The sequence below is a fragment of the Cupriavidus sp. HY129 genome (assembly GCF_059492215.1).
Window position 1 is genome coordinate 630,951 of the sequence record NZ_CP083255.1, and the last position, 21,241, is coordinate 652,191.

At 65.1% G+C, this 21,241-nt stretch carries 20 protein-coding genes; 10 read left to right on the forward strand and 10 right to left on the reverse strand.

From position 1 onward, the window contains the following. Positions 1-247: 247 nt before the first annotated feature. Positions 248-1,108, reverse strand: coding sequence for a LysR family transcriptional regulator (locus K6G35_RS19270; protein ID WP_035883035.1), 861 nt, complete (start codon positions 1,106-1,108; stop codon positions 248-250). 147 nt (positions 1,109-1,255) lie between these two features. On the opposite strand from K6G35_RS19270, the gene K6G35_RS19275 reads away from it, so the two are divergent. Continuing rightward, positions 1,256-1,870, forward strand: coding sequence for a LysE family translocator (locus K6G35_RS19275; protein ID WP_017512081.1), 615 nt, complete (start codon positions 1,256-1,258; stop codon positions 1,868-1,870). A gap of 145 nt (positions 1,871-2,015) precedes the next feature. On the opposite strand, the gene thpR is transcribed toward K6G35_RS19275, so the two are convergent. Genes thpR through K6G35_RS19290 form a run of 3 tightly spaced genes read right to left on the reverse strand, consistent with a single transcriptional unit; the run spans position 2,016 to position 4,634 of the window. Further along, positions 2,016-2,570 (reverse strand): RNA 2',3'-cyclic phosphodiesterase, encoded by a 555-nt coding sequence (gene thpR / locus K6G35_RS19280; protein ID WP_186425830.1) that lies wholly within the window; start codon positions 2,568-2,570, stop codon positions 2,016-2,018. Positions 2,571-2,586: 16 nt separating this feature from the next. After that, positions 2,587-3,135 (reverse strand): methylated-DNA--[protein]-cysteine S-methyltransferase, encoded by a 549-nt coding sequence (locus tag K6G35_RS19285; RefSeq protein WP_495676866.1) that lies wholly within the window; start codon positions 3,133-3,135, stop codon positions 2,587-2,589. After that, on the reverse strand, positions 3,132-4,634 hold the full coding sequence (locus K6G35_RS19290; RefSeq protein ID WP_495676867.1) for an AlkA N-terminal domain-containing protein: 1,503 nt from the start codon (positions 4,632-4,634) through the stop codon (positions 3,132-3,134). Before K6G35_RS19290 ends, K6G35_RS19285 begins: the two co-directional genes overlap by 4 nt. 188 nt (positions 4,635-4,822) lie before the next feature. Here K6G35_RS19290 and K6G35_RS19295 point away from each other — a divergent pair, with 188 nt between their 5' ends. Further along, a complete protein-coding gene (locus tag K6G35_RS19295) occupies positions 4,823-7,696 on the forward strand; it encodes a M16 family metallopeptidase (protein ID WP_495676868.1) in 2,874 nt (957 codons plus the stop codon). 105 nt (positions 7,697-7,801) lie between these two features. After that, positions 7,802-8,173, forward strand: a complete 372-nt coding sequence (locus K6G35_RS19300) for a hypothetical protein (RefSeq protein ID WP_008646193.1) — start codon at positions 7,802-7,804, stop codon at positions 8,171-8,173. Between the two features lie 185 nt (positions 8,174-8,358). Here the strand turns inward: K6G35_RS19300 and K6G35_RS19305 are convergent, their stop codons facing one another. The 3 genes from K6G35_RS19305 to K6G35_RS19315 form a co-directional block, all read right to left on the reverse strand. Next, positions 8,359-8,934 carry a hypothetical protein gene (locus K6G35_RS19305; RefSeq protein ID WP_495676869.1) on the reverse strand — a complete coding sequence of 192 codons (576 nt, stop codon included), beginning with the start codon at positions 8,932-8,934 and terminating at the stop codon, positions 8,359-8,361. A gap of 60 nt (positions 8,935-8,994) precedes the next feature. After that, positions 8,995-10,152, reverse strand: a complete 1,158-nt coding sequence (locus K6G35_RS19310) for an acyl-CoA dehydrogenase family protein (protein WP_008646191.1) — start codon at positions 10,150-10,152, stop codon at positions 8,995-8,997. 126 nt (positions 10,153-10,278) lie between these two features. Next, positions 10,279-10,602 (reverse strand): hypothetical protein, encoded by a 324-nt coding sequence (locus tag K6G35_RS19315; protein WP_008646190.1) that lies wholly within the window; start codon positions 10,600-10,602, stop codon positions 10,279-10,281. A gap of 397 nt (positions 10,603-10,999) precedes the next feature. On the opposite strand from K6G35_RS19315, the gene K6G35_RS19320 reads away from it, so the two are divergent. From K6G35_RS19320 to K6G35_RS19330, 3 genes are all read left to right on the forward strand, one after another. Next, positions 11,000-12,313, forward strand: a complete 1,314-nt coding sequence (locus tag K6G35_RS19320) for an MFS family transporter (RefSeq protein WP_008646189.1) — start codon at positions 11,000-11,002, stop codon at positions 12,311-12,313. Between the two features lie 84 nt (positions 12,314-12,397). Beyond that, the gene (locus tag K6G35_RS19325; RefSeq protein WP_008646188.1) at positions 12,398-13,351 is read left to right on the forward strand and encodes a LysR family transcriptional regulator; all 954 of its coding nucleotides are present in this window, start codon (positions 12,398-12,400) and stop codon (positions 13,349-13,351) included. A 34-nt stretch (positions 13,352-13,385) separates the two neighbouring features. Then, positions 13,386-13,859, forward strand: a complete 474-nt coding sequence (locus tag K6G35_RS19330) for an aminoacyl-tRNA deacylase (RefSeq protein WP_035883017.1) — start codon at positions 13,386-13,388, stop codon at positions 13,857-13,859. An 18-nt stretch (positions 13,860-13,877) separates the two neighbouring features. Here K6G35_RS19330 and eutC read toward each other — a convergent pair whose 3' ends face one another. Beyond that, the gene (eutC, locus tag K6G35_RS19335; protein ID WP_495676870.1) at positions 13,878-14,648 is read right to left on the reverse strand and encodes an ethanolamine ammonia-lyase subunit EutC; all 771 of its coding nucleotides are present in this window, start codon (positions 14,646-14,648) and stop codon (positions 13,878-13,880) included. A gap of 17 nt (positions 14,649-14,665) precedes the next feature. Then, complete coding sequence (locus tag K6G35_RS19340) at positions 14,666-16,048, reverse strand: ethanolamine ammonia-lyase subunit EutB (protein WP_495676871.1); 1,383 nt, start codon at positions 16,046-16,048, stop codon at positions 14,666-14,668. Between the two features lie 202 nt (positions 16,049-16,250). Between K6G35_RS19340 and K6G35_RS19345 the strand changes: the two genes are divergently transcribed. Continuing rightward, complete coding sequence (locus tag K6G35_RS19345) at positions 16,251-17,345, forward strand: AI-2E family transporter (RefSeq protein ID WP_186425825.1); 1,095 nt, start codon at positions 16,251-16,253, stop codon at positions 17,343-17,345. A gap of 71 nt (positions 17,346-17,416) precedes the next feature. Here the strand turns inward: K6G35_RS19345 and K6G35_RS19350 are convergent, their stop codons facing one another. Next, positions 17,417-18,115 (reverse strand): FadR/GntR family transcriptional regulator, encoded by a 699-nt coding sequence (locus K6G35_RS19350; protein ID WP_495676872.1) that lies wholly within the window; start codon positions 18,113-18,115, stop codon positions 17,417-17,419. A 137-nt stretch (positions 18,116-18,252) separates the two neighbouring features. Here K6G35_RS19350 and K6G35_RS19355 point away from each other — a divergent pair, with 137 nt between their 5' ends. From K6G35_RS19355 to K6G35_RS19365, 3 genes are read left to right on the forward strand one after another with little or no spacing between them, the layout of a single operon-like run. Continuing rightward, positions 18,253-19,038, forward strand: coding sequence for a (Fe-S)-binding protein (locus tag K6G35_RS19355; protein ID WP_186425824.1), 786 nt, complete (start codon positions 18,253-18,255; stop codon positions 19,036-19,038). Continuing rightward, positions 19,035-19,745, forward strand: coding sequence for a LutC/YkgG family protein (locus K6G35_RS19360; protein ID WP_495676873.1), 711 nt, complete (start codon positions 19,035-19,037; stop codon positions 19,743-19,745). Before K6G35_RS19355 ends, K6G35_RS19360 begins: the two co-directional genes overlap by 4 nt. Continuing rightward, positions 19,742-21,187 carry a LutB/LldF family L-lactate oxidation iron-sulfur protein gene (locus K6G35_RS19365; RefSeq protein ID WP_035883001.1) on the forward strand — a complete coding sequence of 482 codons (1,446 nt, stop codon included), beginning with the start codon at positions 19,742-19,744 and terminating at the stop codon, positions 21,185-21,187. Before K6G35_RS19360 ends, K6G35_RS19365 begins: the two co-directional genes overlap by 4 nt. Positions 21,188-21,241: the final 54 nt, after the last annotated feature.

Genomic DNA, 21,241 nt, shown 5'->3' on the forward strand with positions numbered 1-21,241 from the left:
TCGAAAGGGTTGCGCCACAACGCACCCTTTTGGGGGGCGGGCACTGGAAAGCGGAGACAGCTCGCGGCGACCAGCCGCCGCATGGTAAGCGCCACCCGAAGGTGGCGCAAGCACCTGCCATATGCTTCGGCAAAATACGACGTAACTTTAGCGACAGACTTCCGAGGGGTGGCGCACGTAACGCTTCCTCCATTTCTCGACTCCCGCATCTCGACGCACTCGGATGGCGATAACAGCACCACCCTGCCTAGGCCTGCGACGATGCGTTTGCCTCGGCATGGAGCCAGTCGAACAACGCCAGCCGGCGCGAGTCATGCTCGAACGGTACAGGCGAGAGCAGATGGTACGCCGAGCCATCGGCCACGAAGCCCCGGGGTGCGGCCATGCGACCGTCTGACAACTCGTCATAGGCCATCAACTCCGAAGCAATCGCCCAGCCAAGCCCCGCGGACGCGGCCTGCAGGCTCAGATAAAAGTGCTCGTACCAGACGTCCGTGTCGCCAGTGAGCACATACCCCGCGCTACGCGCCCAGCGCTGCCAGGCATCAGGTCTGGTGCGCGTATGAAGCCGGGGCATTGCATCAAGCCCGTGATCGGCCAGATCCGGCCGGCAAACCGGCCCCACCCGCTCGGGCGTCACCTCCCGCGTGTGCCAGCGCGTATCGAACGGGAAATCATTGCGACGCAATGCCACGTCGACACCGCTACGCGCAAAGTCGATCGCGCCGCCAGCAGCCATCAGATGCAATGGGATATCGGGATGCCGCGCGGAAAACCGTGCCAGCCGAGGAATCAGCCAGCGCATGGCGATGGTTGGCTCGCATGACAACACCAGCGCGGCGTTCGCAGCGGGCTTGCGGATGCGCTCGACCGCCGCCGCAAGCAAGTCCATCGACTGCGTGGCCGCGGACTGGAGCGTGCGGCCAGCCTCGGTCAGAAAGACCGCGCGATTGCGCCGTTCGAACAGGCTCACGCCGAGTTCGGCTTCAAGCTGGCGGATCTGCCGACTGATGGCGCCGTGGGTCAGGTGCAACTCGTCGGCCGCCCGGGCGAAGTTCTGGTGACGCGCGGCGGCTTCGAAGAAGCGAATCCAGCCGAGCCAGTGCATCGATGGCATGCCAATCAGTCAGTTTTTATCACGGAATATGGCGAGTATATATCGTTTGCCGTACTCGTTTCTGCGAATAAAAATGCCATATGTCGTGCCATCGAATACACGGCTTACGCAACAAAAACTGACCGAAATACCACAACAATGACTCCACTCGCCGAACTGCTGGCCGTCGCGGCCATCACCCTTCTTGCCGTCATCAGCCCTGGCCCGGACTTCGCCATGGTCACGCGCAACAGCTATCTGTTTGGCCGCCGCACCGGGCTGCTTTGCGCGCTGGGCATCGCACTCGGCGTGCAGGTACACGTCGCCTACACCATGTTCGGCGTGTCACTGCTGGTGCGCCATGCGCACGGGCTGCTCTCGATCATCAAGCTGGCTGGTGCGGCCTACTTGATCTGGATCGGCATTCAGACACTGCGTAATCGCAAGGCGCTGGACGTCGACGCCGATGGGGCACCCGCCGTTTCGGGACTGGCGGCGTTTCGCATGGGTTTCCTGACCAATGCGCTCAACCCGAAGACCACTCTGTTCGTGGTCAGCACGTACTCGCAGGTCGTCAACGAGCACACGCCCGCCGCAGTGCAGTTTGGCTATGGACTGTTCATGTCGGCCACGCATTGGGTCTGGTTCAGCATCGTCGCGTGGTGTTTCGGCTCGAAGTCGCTGCGTGCCGCGATGCTGCGATACCAACGACAGCTCGATGTCATTATCGGAACTGCCCTATTCGGGCTGGGTGTGGCACTTGGCGTCAGGTAGCCCACAGCGTTGAGCAAGCCATCCGGATACTGCGTGGAACATGCGTTACAGCCGATACACGGCTGATTTGAGGCGAACACTCCGAGCGGCTGTCCGGGTGATCGCCGGCCGAGCGGCACGGCGTGAGAGGTGTCAGCGTTAGGGGTCAGTGGTCTGGCCCTTTCGCGGCAAGCGGATAGACGGCCCGCGCCACATGGCGCGCGCCCTGCCGGTCAAGCACGCTCTCGAACAGCATGAACCGGTCGATCGCGCAGGCAGGCAGCGACAGCGCCCGACGGGTCGCCAGCCAGTCCCGCAATACATGCTCCGGCACCTCAGGCCGGCAACGTGCCAGGGTCAAATGTGGCCAGAAGCGGCGACGCTCGGGTGGAATCCCTTCGCGCTCCAGCGCGGCGGTGATGGCGTCGACCAACGCCTGCATCGGCGCCGACGCCTCCAGCCCGGCCCAGAGTATGGCGCCCTGGTGGCCACGAAAGCGGCCGACGCCCTTCACCTGCAATACCACGGGCGGCGCTGTCACCTCGGACAACACCGGTTCGATCCGCGCCGCCTTGGCGTCATCCTGCTCGCCCAGAAAACGCAGGGTCAGGTGCAACTGCGCGGCCATCGTCGGCCGAATGCCGCGCTGTGCTGGAACGATGCGCAGCAGGTCCGCCACCAGCGCGGCGGGAGGTTGGATGGCGACGAACAGACGCGCCACGCGCGCTCCTGCGTTTTCAGTCCAGGGCGAGCGCGGCCTGACCCAGCGCGGTGGCGTGCAACTGGCCCGGATAGAGCACGCCCTCCAGCGTCAGCAACGCACGCTTGCGGTCCACGCCGCCCGCGTAGCCGGTCAGGTCGCCGGTCGCGCCAAGCACGCGATGACACGGGACGATGATCGACAAGGGATTGCGCCCCACGGCACCGCCTATCGCCCGCGAATGGCTTGGCGGCAAGCCGAGCCCCGCGCCGAGTTGTCCGTAGGTCGAAGTCTCGCCGAATTCGATGTCGCACAGCGCTTGCCAGATCCGCTGCTGGAAGGCGCTGCCAACCAGCCGGAACGGGACGGAGAATCCATGCAGCGCCCCGTCGAAGTAGGCGCCGAGTTCCGTCGCGGCCTGCTCCAGCACGCGCGCATCCGCTGCGGGCATCGCCGAGACGGGAGTGGGACGCGCCAGCCCCGGGTAGTACTTCTGGCCGGCAAAGAACACACCGGTCAACGCGCCGTCATCGGCACGCAACAGCATGTCGCCCAGCGGGCTGCCGATGATCTGATGGCTGCTCATGCTGCCTGCTCCTCGATATCGCTCGCCTGAAGCTTCAGCGCTTCGTAGCGGTGCCAGAGATGGATTGCCGCATAGGCGCGCCACGGCGTCCATCCGGCGGTTTTCGCCTGCATCCCGCGAACCGTATCGACGCCCAGCACCTTGCGCAGCGCGTAGTCGGTGCCCGGAAATGCGTCAGGCCAGCCTAACGCGCGCATTGCGACGTACTGCGCCGTCCAGTCTCCGATGCCGTCGATGGCACGCAATTGCGCCACGGTCACCTCGGGTGGCGCGTGCGGATCGAGATCGATCTCGTGGGCAGCCACGCTGCGGGCCAACGCACGAATCGTCCGGGTCTTCGCGGCGGTCACGCCAGTCGCCCGATACGCCTCGTCGGGCAATGCAGCCAGAACCTGCGCGGTCGGGAAGGCGTGTGTCAGCGGCGCCTGGCCGGCAGGCGTGGTCAGTCCTGCCTGGGCCGCTTCCGGCAGCGGCCCGCCAGCCGCCTGCACCAGCCGAGCCAGAATGCGCCGCGCCTGCACCACCGGAATCACCTGACCGACGATCGCGCGCACCCCGATCTCGAATCCGTCGAACGCGCCGGGCAGGCGCATTCCAGGCGTCTGCGCAGCCAATTCGCCCAGGTGAGCGTCGACGATGTCGGGGCGACAGCCCAAATCGCATAACCGCCGGACCTTGCCCAAGGCCTGCGGAATCACGGGCGCCAACGTGCCGGACAACGTGATGCGCAGCACCGCGCGCCGCGCCACATGCTCGAGCCGCACCCAGCCCGCATGACACCGGCCGCCCGCTTCGATCGACAACGTGCGCGAGTACACCTCGCCATCACATTGTTCGATGCCCTCGACGACACGCACTGCCAGAAATCCGAGCAGCGCCTCCCACGCCAGCGGCGGCCGGTAGCCGAGCTCGAACACGAGCCGGTCCGCCATGCCATCTGCGGCGCGCTTGCGCATCGCCAGCGGCGTCAGGCCATAGCGCTCCTTGAGCACGTCGTTGAACCGCCGCACACTGCCGAAGCCGGCTGCCAGCGCCACCTCGGTGACGGGCAGCGCGGTGTCTGTCAGCAGGCGCTTGGCCAGCAGCAGCTTTTGCGTCTGGGCATACTCATGCACCGACACGCCGAACTCGGCATCGAACAGGCGGCGCAAGTGACGCTCGGTCACACCGATCCGGGCGGCCAGTTGGGCCACGCCCGCGTCGAACATGAAGCCTTCGTCGATCAACGTGGCGGCGGCCTGCGCCAGCCGGCCGGAGATGTCCGCCAGGCCATGCCCCGGCGCCAATTCCGGGCGACAACGCAGGCAAGGCCTGAAACCGTGTTTCTCCGCGGCGGCGGCTGTCTCGTAGAACGTGCAGTTCTCGCGCTTGGGCGTGCGCACGGCGCAAATCGGCCGGCAGTACACGCCCGTCGACGACACCCCGACGAAGAAGCGTCCGTCGAAGCGCCGGTCATGCGAGGCCACGGCCTTGTAGCAGGTGTCGGGATCGAGTTCCATGCCATGCATCCTACGCCTTTACAACGTGACAAACCCGCTGGAATCGGACATTCGCCTCGGGCCCGGACGCCGCCAGCAGTGACGATTGTTGTCCCCGAATCCGAAAGTGTGCCGGCACGCGGTTCGCGTGTCGTCCATCCGGCTAGAATCCTTGCAGACGGCCAACCGGCGCCGTCTACGGAGAATTCATGCGTCGTCTTGTCACCAGTTTTGCCGCCAGCCTCGTCACCGGCGCGGCTTGCTTCATCTTGGCGGGCCTGAGCGCCCTGCCCGTGCCCGCCTTCGCCGCGCGGCCGAGCAGTGCCGCGCTCCCGCCAGCCGCAGCGCCGGTCATCCGCGCGGAGCGCGTGGCCGCCGTGGAAGGCATTACCGAGTATCGGCTGCCGAACGGCCTCCGGATCCTGCTCGCCCCCGACGACGCCCAGCCGACCACCACGGTGAACATGACCTACCTCGTGGGCAGCCGGCACGAGAACTACGGCGAAACCGGCATGGCGCACCTGCTCGAGCACCTGATGTTCAAGGGCACGCCGTCATTGCCGGGCCGGACGATTCCCACCGAGTTCGCCCGCCGCGGCATGCAGTTCAACGGCACGACGGCGCAGGACCGCACCAACTATTTCGAGACCTTTGCAGCCAGCGACGACAACCTCGACTGGGCGCTCCGGATGGAAGCGGACCGCATGGTCAACAGCTTCATCTCGCGCGCCGACCTCGACAAGGAAATGACGGTCGTACGCAACGAGATGGAGATCGGTGAGAACAATCCGATGCGGATGCTTCAACAGCAGATGTACGCGGCGGCCTATCGGTGGCACAACTACGCCAAGGCGCCGATCGGCGCGCGCAGCGATGTCGAGCGTGTCGGTATCGAGAACCTGCAGGCGTTCTATCGACGCTACTACCAGCCCGACAACGCGGTGCTGGTGGTAGCCGGGCAGTTCGATCCGGTGCGTGCGCTGTCACAGATCGAGCAGGCGTTCGGGCAGATTCCGCGGCCCACGCGCGTGCTCCCGACCGAGCACACCGTGGAACCGCCGCAGGAAGGCGCCCGGGAACTGACACTGACGCGCCCAGGCGACAGCAGCATCGTGGCCGCGATGTATCACGTCGCGCCGGGCGCGCATCCCGACACCACGGCCCTGGCGCTGCTGACGGTCATCCTCGCCGACACGCCGGGAGGGCGGCTCGAACATGCGCTGGTGGACACACGCAAGGCCGCATGGCAGATGTCGATGTTCGACGCGATGAAGGATCCCGGCGTGATCCTGTTCGCGGCAGGGACAGGCAAGGACCGGCCCATCGAGCCGGTGCGCGCGGCGCTGCTCGCGGAAATCGAAGGACTAGCCGCAAAGCCAGTCACTCAGGACGAGCTGGATCGCGCCCGCGTGCGGATGCGTAACGCGTACGAGAAGATTCTCAACGATCCGGCACGCTATGGCGTGGCGCTGTCCGAATCCATCGCAAAGGGCGACTGGCGCCTGCTCTTTATCGCGCGCGACCGCGTGGAAACCACCACGCTGGAAGACGTACAGCGCGTGGCGGAGAACTACCTGCGCCAGACAAACCGCACGGTCGGCGAGTTCCTGCCGGGAGACAAACCCCAGCTTGCGACCATTCCGCAGTCGCCCGACGTGGCAGCGCTGGTGCGCGACTACGCCGGCAAGGCTGTCGCGCAGGCCGTGCCCACGTTCGACCCGAGCCCGACCAACATTGACGCCCACACGGTGCGCCAGACGCTTCCAAACGGGATGGAGCTGGCGCTGCTATCCAAGCCGACGCGCGGCGAAGCGGTCAATGGCACGCTGGTCCTGCATCTGGGCAATACCCAGTCCCTGCAAGGGAAAACAGCAATTGGTTCGCTGACGGCCGGAATGCTCGACCGTGGCGCGGGCGTGTTCAGCCGCCAGCAGATTGCCGATCGGCTCGAGGCGCTCAAGGCCAATGTATCGATCTCGGGCAGTTCGGAGCGGCTGACGGTACGGTTCGAGACGCACCGCGCCTACCTGCCCGACCTGCTGGACCTGTTGCGAACGGTGCTGCGCATGCCGACATTCCCGTCGGCCGAACTGGAAACCCTGCGCGCCAGCAGTATCGCGGGTGTGGACAGCCAGCGTCGACAGCCCAACGCGCTGGCGCCGAACGCCCTCGGGCGCCATGGCAACCCATATCCGGCCGAGGATCCACGCTACACGCCAACCTTCGACGAAAGCGTGGCCAGCCTCAGGAGAGTGACGCAGGCCGATCTGCGCGAGTTCCATGCGCAGTTCTACGGCGCGGACCATGCGCAACTTGCGATCGTCGGCGACTTCGACGCCGACGACGCCGCGAAGCAGATCCAGTTCCTGTTCGGCGACTGGCGAGCCCAGGTACCGTTCGAGCGCGTGGATCGCCCGTTCATCGCCATTCCGGCGGCCAACTTCACGCTCGACACGCCTGGCAAGGCCAACGCTGTGTACCTGGCATCGCAACCCGTCGATCTGCTCAACGACTCGCCGGACTACCCGCTGATGCTGATCGCAGCCAGAGTGCTCGGCGGCACCGGTATGCGCAGCCGGTTGGCCGACCGGCTGCGGCAGCAGGAAGGCATCAGCTACGGTGTCTCGAGTTCGCTGTCGATCGGCGCACTCGACCGCGCAGGACGCTTTGCCTTATGGGCCGTCTACGCACCGCAGAACCAGACGCGCCTGCGCGACGCGGTGGATCAAGAAATGCAACGCTTTGTGCGCGATGGCATCACATCCGTCGAGCTGTCCGAAGCCGTCAGCGGGCTACTGCAACAGGGCCTGATCAGCCGCACAAGGGATGGCGTGCTGGCTGGGGCGCTGGCGAACCAGCTTTACCTTGGCCGCACCATGGCCCATACGGCCGAAGTGGAGGCTCGCATCAGCAAGGCCACGCCGGAGGCGGTCAACGACGCGATCCGGCGTTACCTGAGTCCGAATACGCTGACGCAGGCATTTGCCGGGGATTTCAGCTCGGGTGCAAGCACCCCGGCCGCAACGGCGGCGGAACCCGGCACCGCGCCCGCAGCCGCCCCAGCGGAACCAGCCCGACCCTGATCCGGCAATGCAGCGAGGGATGACGGAAACGTCATCCCCCAAGCCTTGAGACCTGACGACAATCACTGTATATTCATACAGTGATCATTCAGACTAGAGGTATGGATGTCGATTGTGCGAGCTAGCAGCAAGGCAGAAGCGCTCAGGCTTCTGGCCTCTGAGCAGATGCTTGCGCTTGAGCTGGATTACGAGACCGGATGGCAGGACGCCGTCGAACTCGGACGGCTCGGAGAGAAGCGCGGTATCAAGGTGCAGTACCGCGGACAGGAGAGCATCGCTGTCCGCTCCCATGACGCCCTGATCGAAGGGCTTGGCAAACCCAAGACAACGTTCCGGCAACGCAATCTGTATTGCCAGTTCGATCTCGGCACGATGGCCGATCAGCATCTTCTGGAGCTCGAAGCCAAGGCGAGCCGCCTCGGTGACTACATCCTGGCGGGGCACCTGCTACGCGATGTGGACGGCGTGTGGGCGTGACCGGTTGAAACCGGCGCCGGCCGTAGTTGTGGTGATGGTGGCAATGGCGTTGCCAGCGATTTCCCCAGTGACAGCAAGGATGGCGGCATCGTTCACCGTTGCCGCATCCGCCAGCGCAATCACCAAGGCCGTTGCGATTGCTATTGCTATTGCTGCTGCTACCGCTATTACTACAGCCGGGGTGGTTATTGCCAGACGCGCATCGCGCCGGCCCAGCGGGCGGCTGCGGAGGTGTGCATCATCGCGCGATCCGCTTCGTTGGCCGACTGGGACTCGACCGCCGCGCCGTCGATGGCCGTGCAGCACAACACGCCGGTCACCAGTGTCTTGATATTCCCGCGTCCGGTGCTGGCCAGCGCGGCCAGACGGTCATAGCCGTCCAGCACGATCAGGTGGTCGCCGTCGCGTGGATGCATTTCGAGCGTGTACAGGTGATCGCACTCGCATTGCATCCTGCCGCCCGATACCGCGACGACGATCGCGCTGGGAAGCGCCAGACCGCTGTCGCGTACCGAGTTCAGCAACCGGTCCAGATGGGCTTGCGCGCGATAGTCGCGCGCCGAATGCGACGGTTCCGGGCCGCGGCCCAGCGACATCAGTTCGTCCGGGGATACGACCAGCGTGTAGGCCTGCAGCGTCGTGCGATACGTCGCCACCACGGCACGAAGCCGGTGCACTTCGCGGAGATCGTCCTGGGACACCTTTGACTGCTGCCCCGCCGTGACCGGCCCTTGCGAGGCCGTTACCTGGAACCTGCTCATCCTGTCTCCTATCCCCTCAGGCCCATCTGGCCTGATCGTTCCGGCTTTCGTGAGCCGTGCTCAGTCGCGCAGCAGTTGCTTGGCGATGATGAGCTGCTGGATCTGCGTCGTGCCTTCATAGAGGCGCAGCAGACGCACGTCGCGGTAGAAGCGCTCGGCCTTGTATTCGGCGATATAACCCGCACCACCGTGGATCTGCACCGCGCGGTCCGCCACGCGGCCCACCATCTCGGTACAGAACATCTTCGTGCACGATGCCAGCATGCTGACTTCCGGATCGCTCTTGCCAGCCGGCTTCGCATCATAACGCTGTGCGCAATCGCGCACCATCGACAGGCCCGCATAGAGTTCGGCCTGGCTGTCGGCCAGCATCCCCTGGATCAGTTGGAAATCGCCGATCGGCTTGCCGAACTGCTTGCGCTCCTTCGCGTACGCCACGGCGTCGGTAATCAGCCGGTGCGCCATGCCGCAGGCCAGCGCCGAGATGTGCAGGCGGCCACGGTCCAGCACCTTCATCGCCGTCTTGAAACCCATGCCCGGAACGCCACCGATGATGTTGGCTGCCGGCACGCGCACGTTTTCCAGTACCACGTCGCACGTCTTGGTACCGCGCTGGCCCATCTTCTTGTCCGGCTTGCCCAGCGAGATGCCCGGGGTATCGGCCGGCACGATGAACGACGAAATGCCCGACGCGCCCTGGCCACCCGTGCGTGCCATTAGCGTGAACGCTCCCGCGCGCGGCGCGTTGGTGATGAACCGCTTGGTACCGTTGATTACATAGTGGTCGCCGTCGAGGTCGGCGCGCGTTTGCAGCGAGGCGGCGTCGGAGCCGGCGTTCGGCTCGGTCAGCGCGAACGAGATGATCAGTTCGCCGCTGGCGATCTTCGGCAGATAGGTCTGCTTCTGCTCCTCGGTGCCGTCCATCAGGATGCCCTGCGAGCCAATACCCACGTTGGTGCCGAACACCGAGCGGAAAGCAAAAGCCGTGTGGCCCAGGTCGTAGACCACATCGCATTCCTGCGACATCGACAGGCCGATGCCACCGTAGCTCTCGGGAATCGAGATGCCGAACAGGCCCATTTCCTTCATGTCGGCCACGATATCGGCCGGCACATCGTCAATCTCTTCGAGCGTGTCCTCGGCCGGCTTCAGGCGATCGTCGATAAAACGCTGCACCGAGGCGCGCAGCAGGGAAAAGGATTCGGCGTCGAGGGCCATGGCAATCTCCGGTGATTCAGATGCGATAACGAAGGCGAACAATGGTACGCGGACTATCGAATTTGACAATCCACTGCGACTTGGACAGAACCGACAGTATTTTTTGACAATAAACCAGATTGAATCCTATCGATCACATTTCTTTTTGGCGAGGGTTTCGCGGGTATAGCCATAGCTCACGCGCAATTGATGCTCGACAGCGTCGGCCTGGTCCAGGCACGAGAACACAAGATCGTCCTTGAACTTCTGCGTGACGCCCTTGAGCCGTGGGGCCTCATAAGAAATCTCCCGCGCGCGGCAGCGCAGGAACAGCAGCGTCTCCTCCGACGCCGAACGCAGTTGCGACTGATCGACGCGCTGGCATTGCACGAGATCGGGTTCTGCCTGCGCGATCAATGGCATGAGCAACAACTGCGGCAGCAGAATCAGCAGATAACGCAAAACGGGCATTGGCAGGCTTCGGGAAATATCGGGAAAGACTTGGATAAGGGGGCTGGGGCGCAATCCGCAAGCATCATTGCGCAGCGTGAAGCGTCATGCAAGCCATACGGTCAAGTGAGGCGCGAGGCAGCCAAATTCCGCGCCAGCCCACACCAGCATTTGCAGAAACACTATTCACCCGTAAAGACAATGTTCCGCGAACCCAGCGCGGGCTGGGCCCTTCCGAATTTGGCTGGCAACCATCTGCGCACTTCTGCTGTGCAGTCTTCGTTTTACGAGTTACGCTAAGTAGGCACACGGGCCCCAGTGTGCGACGTCGCTCCCGCCACGAACCGCCTGGCCTCGTCGCCCATTGCGCCCGCCCCCATCCGGCGGCAAGCCCCACCGCCAAGAATCAGAAGGTCCTATGACAGACACCGCCTCTTCCGTCACCACCGGTACGGCACCCTCCCCCGAAGAAGTCAAGAAACGCATCTTCGCGATTGTTGCCGCATCGTCCGGCAATCTGGTGGAATGGTTCGACTTCTATGTCTATGCGTTCAGCGCGATCTATTTCGCGTCATCGTTCTTCCCCAAAGCCGACCCCACCGCGCAGCTCCTGAACACCGCCGGGGTGTTCGCGGCCGGCTTCCTGATGCGGCCAATCGGCGGATGGCTATTCGGTCGCATCGCCGACCGCACCGGCCGCAAGCACTCGATGGTGATCTCGGTCACGATGATGTGCTTCGGCTCGCTGATGATCGCCTGCCTGCCGACCTATGCCGCCATTGGCAACCTGGCGCCGGCGCTGCTGCTGTTGGCACGGCTGCTGCAGGGCCTCTCGGTCGGTGGCGAGTACGGCACCACCGCCACGTACATGAGCGAAGTGGCGCTCAAGGGCCGGCGCGGCTTCTTCTCATCGTTCCAGTACGTGACCCTCATCGGCGGCCAGCTGCTGGCCGTGCTGGTGATCGTGATCCTGGAGCAGTTGCTGACCGAGGCCGAACTCAAGGCCTGGGGCTGGCGCATCCCGTTCGTGGTTGGCGCGGTCACCGCGGTGGTGGCCCTGCTGCTGCGCCGCACGCTGCATGAAACGACCACCGCCCAGTCGCGCAACAGCAAAGGCGCCGGCACCGTGGGCGAGCTCTTCCGCCACCACAAGGCCGCGTTCTTCACGGTGCTCGGGTACACGGCCGGCGGCTCGCTGATCTTCTACACGTTCACCACGTACATGCAGAAGTACCTGGTCAACACGGCAGGCATGCCGATCAAGACGGCCAGCTACGTGATGACAGGCTGCCTGTTCCTGTACATGTGCATGCAGCCGCTGTTCGGCATGTTGTCGGACCGCATCGGTCGCCGCAACAACATGCTGATGTTCGGCGCGCTGGGCGCAGTCGCCACGGTGCCGATCCTGACCGCGCTCAAGACCGTCAGCAGCCCCGAGATGGCGCTGTTGCTGATCTGCGTGGCGCTGGCCATCGTCAGCTTCTACACGTCGATCAGCGGCATCGTGAAGGCCGAGATGTTCCCGCCGGAGGTGCGCGCGCTGGGCGTCGGCCTGGCATACGCGGTCGCCAACGCCATTTTTGGCGGCTCGGCGGAGTATGTGGCGCTGGGCCTGAAGTCAATCGGGCACGAGAGCACGTTCTACTGGTATGTCACCGCGATGATGGTGGTGGCGTTCCTGGTCAGCCTGCGCCTGCCGCGCCAGGCCAAGTACCTGCATCACGAGCACTGACCGGCCACCCGCCGCAGTCATGGCAAACTGAGGGGCCTTCGGGCCCCTTTCTATTTGCACGCGCCCTTCGCTCGCCTCCCCGCCATGGATCTCAACGCCCTGCGCCTGTTCGTCGATATCGTCGATGCCGGCAATCTCAGCGCCGCCGCGCGCAAGCTCAAGATGACGCGCGCCAACGTCAGCTACCACCTCAAGGCGCTGGAAGAGGAGCTCGGCGTGCAACTGCTGCGCCGGACGACCCGGCACGTGGAACCGACGCCGGTGGGTGCCGGACTGTACGAGCACGGCAAGAACATCCTGGGCGAAGTGGCCGCGGCCAACGCGCTGATCAGCAGCATGGGCAAGAGCCTCCAGGGCCATGTGCGGCTGTCGGTACCCACCGGGCTGGGTCACACGATGATCTCGCCGCTGCTGGTGCGCTTCAAGCAGCGCTATCCCGATATCACGCTCGACGTCGTGTTCGACAACCGCATCCACAACCTCGTCTCCGAGGATGTGGAAGTGGCGCTGCGCATCATCTCCACGCCTCCCGACTCGGTCGTTGCCACGGAAATCGGCGGGGTGGACTGGCTGCTTTGCGCCGCGCCGTCGTATCTGGCCGGACGCACGCCGCCCGCGGTACTGGCCGACCTGACGACCCATGCGATCGTGTGCGCGTCGCCGATCGGGCAGAAACTCAAGGTGTCGGGCACACGCGACGGCACGGCCGAGCGCGAACAGGTGGTGCTGGAGCCAACCCTGAGTTCCGAAAACTTCGCGTTCCTCAAGGAGGCCGTGGTCGGCGGGCTCGGCATCGGCATTTTTCCGCTCTATGCCGTGGACAAGGAACTGGCCAGCGGCGCGCTGGAATCGCTGCTCGGCGACTATCAGATCAGTGCGTTCGGCAGCAAGCTGTACATGCTGACCATGCCCAATCGCTACCAGACCATGGCAACGCGCTACCTGCTTACGTTCCTGAGAACAGAGCTGCAGGCGATCTGGCCGCGCATCCGTGCCGGCGGTGCCGACAGTGCCTATAGTGAGAACACTCAGGACTAAACTGCGCGTGGCTCGCGTGGGAAGGAAGGCAATCATGGCAATGGCAGGCACTCTGGCTGGCCGGCTCAGCCGTATGAACAGCCAGTTCGACATCATTCGTCATCCCTACAGCCTCAGCAGCATGGCCACTGCGCAGGCTGCCCATGTACCAGGAAACCGTCTGGCCAAAACGCTGTTGCTTGAGGACGAAGGCGGCTATGTGGCGGTTGTGATTCCTTCGAGTCACCATCTGCAGATGTCGACCATCTGCGAGATGACCGGCCGCAAGCTCGTGCTCGCGCACGAGGATGAGATCCGCGAAGTGTTCAAGGACTGCGACCTCGGCGCCATCCCGCCTTGCGCGATGTCGTACGGCATGCAGACCTACGTGGACGAAAGCCTGTTCGACGAACCGGAAGTCTGGTTCGAGGCCGGCGACCACATGGAACTCGTGCACATGCAACGCGATCAGTTCATGACGTTGATGAGCGATGCGGCAAGCGGCAAGTTCTCGCACCGCATGATGTAGCCCCCATCTCTCATGTCTTCAGGGGTGTGACAGCGCCGCCGACACGGTGGCGCTGTCGTCTTTCAGGTCCACGCCGGACCGACCGAGCGCTACCGCCCCTCGCATCAGGAACACCAGCCTGTCCGCCGCCTGCGCATAGGACAGTCCTTCGGGCCGCACGTTGGAGATGCAGTTGCGCTGTGCATCCGTGCGCCCCACGCGGGGGTCGAATGTCAGGTAGATCCCAAGGCTATCCGGCGAACTGAGCCCCGGACGCTCGCCAATCAGCATCGCCACCTGCCGCGCGCCAAGGCGCTCGCCGATCTCGTCGCCCAACGCCACCCGCGATTGCCGCGCGACCACCACCGGTCCAACCCGCCAGTCATGCAGACGCGCCAGCACGGCCTGCAGCAGCGGCAGCGCGTGACGCTGGGCGGCCAGTGCGGAAAGCCCGTCGGCGATCACGAAGACGACATCGTATGGCTGCGCCGATGGAACGAGTCGCGCGCGGCTCTCGGCATCGAGACTTCGGCCCAGGTCAGGGCGACGCAGGTACTGGTCGCGATCCGCCGCTGCGCCATGCGCGTGCAGCACGTGCAGCGCATCCAAGCCGGCATCGCGCAGCGCGGTTTCCAACGCCACCACATCGAGCGCCAGATGCACGGCATCACGCGCCTGTGCATGGGCCAGGCCAAATGCCAGGATCGACGCGGTCTTCTGCGCGTGACCGGTGCGGCCGATAGCGATGCGGGCGCATGTGAACTGGCGCAAACGCGCCCACGGGTCTTCGGGGTTCGCTGGCGTCGACATGGTGTCCGTCCTCCCGTTCAAAGCGTGTCCGCCATGGTCAGCAGCGGCTGACGCGCACCAGGCTCCAGCAACCGCCCGCCCGCGTCGACAATGCCCATCTTGCGCAGCCACGCCTCGAACTCCGGCGCGGGCCGCAGGCCGAGGACTTCGCGCAGATACAGCGCGTCATGAAACGACGTGCTCTGGTAGTTCAGCATAATGTCGTCGGCGCCGGGCACCCCCATGATGAAGTTGATACCCGCCACGCCGAACAACGTCAGCAGGTTGTCCATGTCGTCCTGGTCGGCCTCGGCGTGGTTCGTGTAACAGACGTCGCAGCCCATCGGCATGCCCAGCAATTTGCCGCAAAAATGGTCCTCCAGCCCGGCCCGGATGATCTGCTTGCCGTCGTAGAGGTACTCGGGACCGATGAACCCCACCACGGTATTGACCAGCAGCGGCTCGAACCGGCGCGCCACCGCGTACGCGCGCGCCTCCATGGTCTGCTGATCCACCCCATGGTGGGCGTTGGCAGAAAGCGCGCTGCCCTGGCCGGTCTCGAAATACATCACGTTGTGCCCCACCGTGCCGCGCCGCAGCGACAACGCCGCCTGCCGTGCCTCTTCGAGCAGCGCCAGAGAGATGCCGAACGCTGCATTGGCCGCCTGGCTGCCAGCCACCGACTGGAACACCAAATCGACCGGCGCGCCCTGCTCCATCACGCGCAGGGTGTTGGTGACGTGAGTCAGCACGCAGGACTGGGTGGGGATCTCGTAGCGGGTGCGAATGTCATCCAGAAGCTTCAGCAACGTGGTGATCGCCCCAAGGTTGTCGCTGGCCGGGTTGATGCCGATGGTGGCATCGCCGCAGCCGTACAGCAGCCCGTCGATGATCGACGCGGCGATGCCGCGCGGGTCGTCGGTCGGATGGTTCGGCTGCAGCCGCACGGCGAGGCGCCCGGGCAGCCCGATGGTGTTGCGGAAGGCGGTGACCACCGCGCATTTGCGCGCCACGGCCACCAGGTCCTGGTTGCGCATGAGCTTGCTCACGGCCGCCGCCATCTCGGGGGTGACGCCGGGCGCCACCCGGGCCAGCGTGGCCGTATCGGTATCGTGCCGCAGCAGCCAGTCCCGGAACTCCCCGACGGTCAGGCTGGCAAGCGCCGCGAACGCCTGCGCGTCATGGCTGTCCACGATCAGCCGGGTGACCTCGTCAGCCTCGTAAGGAATCAGCGGCTCCGCAAGGCAATGCGCCAGCGGCATGTCCGCCAGCGCCATACGCGCCGCCATCCGCTCTTCTTCGCTGGCTGCGGCGATACCCGCGAGGGCGTCGCCAGACCGGGCCGGGCTGGCCTTGGCCAGCAGCGTGCGCAGATCGTCAAAGACGTGCCGGCGTACGCCGACGGTATGCGTGAAGGCCATGCAAGTGGTCTCCTGAAGGGCTGCCACGGAACTTCAATATAGGCCAGTGCTGCAAGTATCACGCCCGAGCAATCGTCCGCACGGTTTGTCCCGTCATCTGCTTGTCTCGTCATCCTGTCTTGCCATTGTTACGCCCGGCATCGACAATCGTGGCGATTGCTTCCTTGCTTCATTTCCGCAACGCCCCGCTCTCAGCCGAGATATGCCGCAGTTGGACAACGAATTGGACACCGAACAGACCAAAGACCGCGCCGGAACCGGCAGCACCGAACAGCCTGACCAAACCCGGCCCCTGACTCCCGCCGCCTGGTTCAGCGTCAAGGCCGTGTCGTACGTGCTGACCGCCGGGGCCCTGCTGCTGGTGATGCACGCCAACCTGGTGTCCGCGCTGCTCGCCGGCCTGCTGCTCTACTCTCTGGTGGATGTGCTGGCGCCACGGCTGATGCGACTACATTCGCGCCGCGACGCCATCGCTGTGGCCATCCTGTCCACCATCATCCTGCTGGTGCTGACCGGCAGCATCTGGGCGCTCATCCGCTTCGTCAGCGGCGACGGCAATACGCTGGACCGGCTGCTCGACCATTCCGCCGACATCATCGACCGCTCTCGCGCCCAGTTGCCAGCCTGGCTGAGCGACTACCTGCCCAACGGGGTCGACGAACTCGCCACGACCCTGATCTCGGCATTGCGTGAGCACGCGCAGATGGCGCAGCGGCTTGGTGCCGATATCCTGCGCACGCTGGTCCATATCCTCGTCGGCCTCATCATCGGCGCGATGGTCGCGCTGTACCGCGCCATTTCCCGCCCGAACCGTCGTCCGCTCGCCCTGGCACTGGTGGACCGGGCCCGTACGCTGCAGACTGCGTTCTCGCAGTTCATCTTCGCGCAGATCCAGATCTCGCTCGTCAACACGATCCTGACCGCGATCTACCTGCTGGTGCTGCTGCCCCTGTTCCACCAGCACCTGCCGCTCTCCAAGACGCTGGTGGCCATCACGTTTATCGCCGGACTGCTGCCGGTGCTGGGCAACCTGATCTCGAATACGGCCATCGTCATCGCCTCGCTCTCGGTCTCGCTGCCGATCGCGGTGGTGTCGCTGCTGTTCCTCGTGGTGATCCACAAGCTCGAGTACTTCCTCAATGCGCGGATCATCGGTGCGCGTATACACGCCGCCGCATGGGAGCTGCTGACGGTGATGCTGGTGATGGAAACGCTCTACGGCATCCCCGGCGTGATCGCGGGACCGATCTTCTATGCCTACGTAAAGCGCGAACTGACCACGGCCGGGCTTGTGTAGGCGCTCAGCCAAGTGCTTGATTTCATTGCTTTGTCGTACGCAGAAATTGGTACGACCAATATGCGGAAAGACTAGTCGACCTTGCTCCGCACGAAGTCGATGTGCGTCTGCATCGCCGTGCGGGCTTCCTCCGGCCGGCGCGCCAGAATCGCCTCGCAAAGCGTGCGGTGCTGGCGCAGCAGCAGGTCCGACGATTCATCATCGGCCTCGCGCAGCCCCGTGCCGTTGATCGTGATGTGCTCGCGCAACATGCCAATCACGCTGGTATGCAGATGCAGGAACATCGTGTTGTGCGATGCCTGCGCGATGGCGTCGTGCAGCCTGGCATCCGCATCGGCCTCGGCGCGCTTGTCATCCGTCATGCGTGAGCGCTCCAGTTCCTTGAGTAGCGCGCGTATACGCTTCAGATCCGCCGCATCGGCACGCAACGCCGCGAAGTAGGCGGTGGCGCCTTCCAGCACCCGGCGGAACTCCAGAATGTCATCGCGCAGCGCCGGGTGATCGGCCACGAGCTGGCCCCAGGGCGAGGCGATGCCCGTGCGCAATTGATCGGTGACGTATACGCCCGCGCCGCGCCGGCTTTGCAGCAGGTTTCGCGCCGCCAGGCGCTGGATCGCCTCGCGGATCGTGTTTCGCGCCACCCCGAACTGCTCCGCCAGAACACGCTCCGCAGGCAGCCGCGTGCCGACGGGCCAGGTGCCGTCCAGCAGCGCGGTTTCCATCCTGCGCATGATGTCTTCCACACGGTTGCGTGCGTTGCCTGCCCCCATCCCTCATCCCTTGAAATCCGGCCGTTCCGGCAACTGGTCCAACCAATTTGTGCTCCGGCGCGAGAGCGGGAATTATGCGCCCAAAAATGTCGCAGCGCCTTGCCGGGCAGGTTGCGCCGCCATCCGGAGACTCACAAATGGAATCCAGGCAGTACCCCACCACCGCGCCACAGCAGGTGTACCTGTTCGGCACGTGCCTCGTTGATCTCTTCGTCCCGCAGGCCGGCCTGGATGCCGTGCGATTGCTCGAGCGCGAAGGCCTGACCGCTCACTTTCCGCGCGGACAAAGCTGCTGCGGCCAGCCGGCGTACAGCAGCGGCAACCCCGAACAGGCTCGCAAGGTCGCCCGTGCGCAGCTGGACCTGTTCCGGGAACCCTGGCCGATCATCGTGCCGTCCGGCTCATGCGCCGGCATGATGCGCCATCACTGGCCCACGCTGTTCGCCGACGACCCCAGCGACCCTGAAGCCGCTGCGCTGGCCCGTGACATTGCCGCCCGCGTCTACGAACTCGCCGAATTCCTGCTCAATGTGCTCCATGTGCGCTTCGACGCCACGCCCGCCAACGCGCCGCACGAGCGCGTGGTGCTGCATACATCCTGCGCGGCACGCCGGGAAATGGGCACGCGCAGCCACGGCGTGGCGTTGGTGGACGCACTGCCCGGGGTGACACGCGTCGAGCACGAGCGCGAGTCCGAATGCTGCGGCTTTGGCGGCACGTTCTCGCTCAAGCACGCCGATATCTCCGGCGCGATGGTGCGCGACAAGGTGGCCTCCGCCTGCGCCACCGGGTGCGACCGGCTCGTCTCCGCCGATTGCGGCTGCCTGCTCAATATCGGCCATGCCGCCGCCCACACCGGCGCGCCGCTGCCGGTCGAGCATCTGGCGTCGTTCCTGTGGCGCCGCACCGGAGGTGCCGAATGACGACGATGAGCGCGCGCGAACGCATGATCGGGCGGCTGCGTGCCGCCGCGCCCACTTCCGGTGCGACATTGACCGAAGACACCCAGAAACTGGACCAGCGGATCGACGACCATTTCGATGGCCGTCGTGGTCAGGCACCGTCGATCGACGCGATGGTCGCCTCGATGCAGGCCGCCTTGACTGCCTCCCACGCCGACGTGATCTGCACCGACGCGGCAAGCTGGCCCGCATGGGTCGCGCGGCGGCTGGCGAACGAAGGCGTGCGCCGACTGCTTCTGGACCGCGATTGCCCCGAAGGCGCCGCACTTGCGCGGGCGCTGCCATCCAGCATCGACACCGTAACGTTCGATCGTCCGCTCGAAGCCTGGAAGGCGGAACTGTTCGATACCGTCGATGCCGGCTTCACCGTGGCCCGCTCCGGCCTGGCCGCTACCGGCACGCTGGTGCTGGCGCCCGATGCCAGATCGCCGCGCACGATGTCGCTGGTGCCGCCCACGCATATCGCGCTGGTCTACGCATCGACGCTGCACCCTGACCTTCATGCCGCCGCGCGTGCCGAGCGCTGGTCGGACGGCATGCCGACCAATCTGGTGATGGTCTCCGGCCCGTCCAAGACCTCCGACATCCAGCAGACGCTGGCCTACGGCGCGCACGGCCCACGCAGGCTGTGGGTCGTGATCGTGACCGACGGAGAAACCTCGCGATGAGCCAGCAACCCCTGCATTTCGTTCCCACCGAGGACTTTCGCGCCCGCGCGCGCGCCGCACTCGACGATCCCAAGCTGCGCAAGAGCTTTCGCGGCGCGATGGACTTCCTCCAGCAGAAGCGGGCCGTGCAGTTCCCCGACGGTGACGAACTCGAGCACCTGCGTGATCTTGGCGAAGCCATCCGCCAGCACGCGCTGGCCAATCTGCCCGACCTGCTGGTCGAACTCGAAGGCAATCTGACCGCAGCCGGCGTGCAGGTCCACTGGGCCGAAACCGCCGATGAAGCCAACGCAATCATCCTGCGGATCGCCCAGGGCCACGCTGCCCGGCGCGTGATCAAGGGCAAGTCGATGGCCAGCGAGGAGATGGAACTCAACCATTACCTGGCCGAGCGCGGCATCGACTGCATCGAATCGGACATGGGCGAGTACATCGTCCAGCTGGCCGGCGAGAAGCCATCGCACATCGTGATGCCGGCGATCCACAAGACCAAGGCCGATATCGCGACGCTGTTCGAGCAACACATCCCCGATACGCCGTACACGGAAGACGTGGATGCGCTGATCCAGACCGGCCGCCGCGCGCTGCGCCAGGCCTTCGTCGAGGCCGATATCGGCCTGTCCGGCGTCAACTTCGCGGCGGCGGACACCGGCACCCTGTGGCTGGTGGAGAACGAGGGCAATGGCCGTCTTTCCACCACGGTGCCCGACGTCCATATCGCCGTCATGGGCATGGAGAAGGTGGTGGCGAAGCTGTCTCACATCGTGCCGCTCTCCAGCCTGCTGACACGTTCCGCGACCGGGCAGCCCATCACCACCTACTTCAACCTGATCTCGAGCCCACGCAAGCCGCATGAGCAGGATGGTCCGCGCGAAGTCCATCTGGTGCTGCTCGACAACGGCCGTAGCCAGGCATACGCCGACGAGCAGCTACGCGCCACGCTGCAGTGCATTCGCTGCGGCGCGTGCATGAACCACTGCCCGGTCTACACGCGCATCGGCGGTCATGCCTACGGCACGACTTATCCGGGCCCGATCGGCAAGATCATCTCGCCCCACCTGCTCGGCCTCGACGCCACGGCCGACCTGGCAACGGCATCGAGCCTGTGCGGCGCGTGCGGCGAGGTCTGTCCCGTGCGCATTCCGATTCCGCAGCTGCTGGTGCGGCTGCGCACTGAGTCGAACCGTAACCCCGACGAGGCCGTGCCGCACCCGCTCAAGGGCCAGGGCGCGAAGTTCAGTCGCCGCGAGCATCTGGTCTGGCGCTTCTGGAGCGGCGCGTTCGCCCACCCCACCACGTACCGCCTGTTCCGCTGGGCCGCCACCCGGCTGCGGGCGCTGACGCCCTCGCGGCAGATGGGCTGGACGCAGCATCGCAAGCCACTGACACCGGCGCCAAAGAGCCTCTCCGACCTGCTCGACGCACGCAACCAGCCCGAGTAGCGGCATCGAGCGGCATCCCACCAAAAGAATTCAGACAAACCACCAAGGAGACTT

Bases quoted from the DNA above. Each gene is read 5' to 3' on its own strand.
- K6G35_RS19270 (WP_035883035.1), bottom strand. From the start codon at position 1,108: ATGCACTGGCTCGGCTGGATTCGCTTCTTCGAAGCCGCCGCGCGTCAC.
- K6G35_RS19275 (WP_017512081.1), top strand. From the start codon at position 1,256: ATGACTCCACTCGCCGAACTGCTGGCCGTCGCGGCCATCACCCTTCTT.
- K6G35_RS19285 (WP_495676866.1), bottom strand. From the start codon at position 3,135: ATGAGCAGCCATCAGATCATCGGCAGCCCGCTGGGCGACATGCTGTTG.
- K6G35_RS19290 (WP_495676867.1), bottom strand. From the start codon at position 4,634: ATGGAACTCGATCCCGACACCTGCTACAAGGCCGTGGCCTCGCATGAC.
- K6G35_RS19295 (WP_495676868.1), top strand. From the start codon at position 4,823: ATGCGTCGTCTTGTCACCAGTTTTGCCGCCAGCCTCGTCACCGGCGCG.
- K6G35_RS19300 (WP_008646193.1), top strand. From the start codon at position 7,802: ATGTCGATTGTGCGAGCTAGCAGCAAGGCAGAAGCGCTCAGGCTTCTG.
- K6G35_RS19305 (WP_495676869.1), bottom strand. From the start codon at position 8,934: ATGAGCAGGTTCCAGGTAACGGCCTCGCAAGGGCCGGTCACGGCGGGG.
- K6G35_RS19310 (WP_008646191.1), bottom strand. From the start codon at position 10,152: ATGGCCCTCGACGCCGAATCCTTTTCCCTGCTGCGCGCCTCGGTGCAG.
- K6G35_RS19315 (WP_008646190.1), bottom strand. From the start codon at position 10,602: ATGCCCGTTTTGCGTTATCTGCTGATTCTGCTGCCGCAGTTGTTGCTC.
- K6G35_RS19320 (WP_008646189.1), top strand. From the start codon at position 11,000: ATGACAGACACCGCCTCTTCCGTCACCACCGGTACGGCACCCTCCCCC.
- K6G35_RS19325 (WP_008646188.1), top strand. From the start codon at position 12,398: ATGGATCTCAACGCCCTGCGCCTGTTCGTCGATATCGTCGATGCCGGC.
- K6G35_RS19330 (WP_035883017.1), top strand. From the start codon at position 13,386: ATGGCAATGGCAGGCACTCTGGCTGGCCGGCTCAGCCGTATGAACAGC.
- eutC (WP_495676870.1), bottom strand. From the start codon at position 14,648: ATGTCGACGCCAGCGAACCCCGAAGACCCGTGGGCGCGTTTGCGCCAG.
- K6G35_RS19340 (WP_495676871.1), bottom strand. From the start codon at position 16,048: ATGGCCTTCACGCATACCGTCGGCGTACGCCGGCACGTCTTTGACGAT.
- K6G35_RS19345 (WP_186425825.1), top strand. From the start codon at position 16,251: ATGCCGCAGTTGGACAACGAATTGGACACCGAACAGACCAAAGACCGC.
- K6G35_RS19350 (WP_495676872.1), bottom strand. From the start codon at position 18,115: ATGGGGGCAGGCAACGCACGCAACCGTGTGGAAGACATCATGCGCAGG.
- K6G35_RS19355 (WP_186425824.1), top strand. From the start codon at position 18,253: ATGGAATCCAGGCAGTACCCCACCACCGCGCCACAGCAGGTGTACCTG.
- K6G35_RS19360 (WP_495676873.1), top strand. From the start codon at position 19,035: ATGACGACGATGAGCGCGCGCGAACGCATGATCGGGCGGCTGCGTGCC.
- K6G35_RS19365 (WP_035883001.1), top strand. From the start codon at position 19,742: ATGAGCCAGCAACCCCTGCATTTCGTTCCCACCGAGGACTTTCGCGCC.